Raw genomic sequence first — 3,099 nt, forward strand, 5'->3', positions numbered from 1 at the left:
GTCGACCCCGAAGCGAGCACCGTCATTGTAGACAAAAGGCTTTCCACAGAAGAGTATGTCGATGGCATGGCCACCCACACTGCGCGGATCAGGCATCAGAGGACGACGGTTAATGAGGGCTTCATGCTAGACGATTCAATGCCTCGCCCGGAGCGCCACTTCGAAGCACTCGCCAGTATGGTGGGAAATACCCCGCTCTTGAGAGTTCCCACGCCGGCAACCGCGGACGCTCGACTGCTGATCAAACTCGAGGGATATAACCCAACCGGCAGCGTAAAAGACCGCGCATGCGTGGCTATGCTTCAGGCCATAGAGCGCGACCCTGAATGGGATTGGTCAAAAACCCTGCTGGATGCGTCGAGCGGCAACATGGGGTGTAGCATTGCCTATTTCGGCAAAGCCTTCGGGGCGAATGTCCGCATTGTAAGCTCGCGTAAGCTAACGGCCGAGAAGCGCCGGTTCATGGACTATTTCGAAGCCTCGGTGGAGACCGTCGGAGATTTCACTATCGAGGGCAACAGATACTGCAGGGAACTGGCCGAATCTGAGCCGGGAAAGTTCTACTTTCTCGATCAGTTGCATAACACAGAGAACCCGATGGCGCATGTCAGGGGTACCGGCCCTGAGATCCTTTCTGAAGTTCCTGAAGTCACGGCTGTAATCGGATCCATCGGATCTGGTGGCACCCTCCTGGGAGTGGGCAGCTATCTTAAGCAGATGAATGATCAAATCAAGATCTTTGCCGTCGAGGCAGCGTCGGGCACGCGCTTGCCAGGAATCGCGGCGCTGATAGATGGTGACTACAGAACGCCTTTTATTGAAGAGGGATTCAAACGCAACATCTTCGATTCTTCTATTCAGGTGTCCGAGGCTGAAGTGGTCGAAACGGCCAGGTTGCTTACCCCGGTCGGAGTGTTCGGCGGACTACAGACCTATGCGGTGATAACGGCAGCGCGGCGGCTCATCGAGTCCCATGACCTGCGTGGCGACGTGGTCGCGATCTCGGGCGATACAGGGTGGAAAAACATGGACGCACTGACGCAGAAAGTACTCGGGTGCCGGGACTGATACGACATGCCCAAGAATAACAGGCCCGCAAAGGGCGTGGGTTCTTCTTCAGCGCATCATGGTGAGATACTGCAAGGTGTTTTTCGCGACAACAAGGACCGTCTCACGCGAGCACTTGTTACGCTGCAATGTTCTGACTGGAAAAGTCACGCAACTTTCTATCCCTCGTCTCGGCGGGCTGACATCATCTGTACTCCGGGGATGTGGAAGGCCCGCCGCGCAGCAGTAGTCTCGATGACGGAATTTTCTACCAACGGGTCGCCAGTGACTGGCGGATACCTGGATATCCGGAGTGATATTCCCTGCGGTATTGGAATGGGGTCGTCCACGGCGGATGTGACCGCCGCTATTCGTGCCATCGCTGTGTTCCACGGCGTGGCGCCGACACCGGAGGAAATCGGGAGAATCGCTGTTGAGGTAGAGTGCGCATCCGACCCGATAATGATTGATGATCGGGTAGTTCTGTTCGCTCATCGTGAGGGAACCGTGCTCGAGACCCTCGGACGACATCTGCCGCCGATGATCGTGGTCGGTTGTGATGCTGAGCCAGGCACGGGGACCATCGATACTCTCGCATTGCCGCCCGCTGCGTACTCCGCAACAGACATCGACGCTTTCGGATTTCTCCGAGCCGAGCTGCGCGCGGCAGTAGTCAACGGTGACACCGCCAGGCTTGGCCAGGTGGCAACATCCAGTGCCCTCATTAACCAGCAGTTCCTGCCGAAATCGGCTCTCGATTTCCTGCTGGATCTATGCGAGCGCGTGGGTGGCTGCGGAATCCAGGTCGCTCACAGCGGTACCGTGGCCGGGGTGATCTTCGATTCGCGACGCGATGACCTTAGGCAGAACATCGATCGTTGCGTTTCCGGCATAGACAAGGCGGGCCTCTCGCTGACCGGGATCATTGCCTGCAGCCAGGACGACCGCCGCGGCCGGTGGATCCTCAGCCTCAATGAGTCAGGCTCTCCGGGCTTGGTTACTGTCTGTCCAGGAGCTAGTTTCTGATCTTCGTGCCCGTCGTCCGCGGCCGTCAGGCCGGGAGCCGCGCCCCGGGGGTGAACCGGACCGGCAGCCGCTCGGGGCCATTGACGACGACCGAGCCCAGCAGGACGGGTGCGCCGTCGAGCTCGATGCGGGCGGTGTTGCGGAGCAGCTCGTCGTAGAGGAGCCGGAGTTCAGCCCGGGCGAGAGTTCCGCCGAGACAGAAGTGCTCACCCCCGCCGAGGGCCAGGTGCCGGTTTGGCTTCCGGCGCACGTCAAACTGGTCAGGTTCCGCGAATACACTTTCGTCCCGGTTGGCTGACGGGTTCCAAAGTGTGACACGATCGCCGGCCTCGATGCGGCGATCGCGCATCACGACTGGCTTCGTAGCAGTACGCATGATGTGAGTAGCCGTTGACGTCCAGCGAAGGACCTCCTCCACGGCCGACGCCAGCAGCTCGGGACTTGCGGCTAGGGCCTGCCACTCGGCAGGATGGCGCAGGAAAGCCAGCATGCCGCCTGCGGCAGCTATACGCGTGTTTTCTGTACCGCCGACTAGCAGGTTGTCGCAATTGAGGATCAACTCGTCCGGGGTGAGCTTCTTACCGTCAATCTCGGCGGTAACCAGCGCGCTCACGATGTCGTCGGCCGGAGATTTAGCGCGGGACTCCAATAGACTCTCGAAGTATTCGAGAATATCCAAGTGCGCAAGACGCCGCGTCATCGCGTCGCTCGCTCCGAATGCTTTGCTGGTCAAACTGAAAAGCTGCTCCCAGTCATCTTTTGGCACGCCCATCATCTTGCAGATAACGTAGAGCGGAACCCGCGCGGCGACCTCGGCGACGAAATCGCATCTCTCTCGTTCTACCGCACGAATGACCACTTCCCGTGCGACGTCCCGCATTTCCGCCTCAAAGGCGCGTATAGACCGGGGCGCGAACCAGCCGTCAACCAGCGCCCTGAGCTGGCGGTGCCGCGGCGGATCCGTAAGAGCCAGCGTCCGGCCGCCGCCGGGATCGTCACCGTGCTCCTCGGGGCGCAGTATTATTC

3 protein-coding genes are annotated in these 3,099 nt (G+C 59.7%); 2 read left to right on the forward strand and 1 reads right to left on the reverse strand.

The window, feature by feature from the left end; translation table 11 throughout:
- A partial coding sequence (locus WB785_RS21275) for a PLP-dependent cysteine synthase family protein (RefSeq protein ID WP_424081549.1) occupies window positions 1–1,068 on the forward strand: 1,068 nt, incomplete at its 5' end.
- A 6-nt stretch (window positions 1,069–1,074) separates the two neighbouring features.
- The gene (locus WB785_RS21280; protein WP_424081551.1) at window positions 1,075–2,073 is read left to right on the forward strand and encodes a hypothetical protein; all 999 of its coding nucleotides are present in this window, start codon (window positions 1,075–1,077) and stop codon (window positions 2,071–2,073) included.
- A 25-nt stretch (window positions 2,074–2,098) separates the two neighbouring features.
- Here WB785_RS21280 and WB785_RS21285 read toward each other — a convergent pair.
- The coding region (locus WB785_RS21285) for a cytochrome P450 (RefSeq protein WP_424081552.1) at window positions 2,099–3,099 on the reverse strand (1,001 nt) is incomplete at its 5' end.

This window comes from Mycobacterium sp. (assembly GCF_049585075.1).
GTDB lineage: Bacteria > Actinomycetota > Actinomycetes > Mycobacteriales > Mycobacteriaceae > Mycobacterium.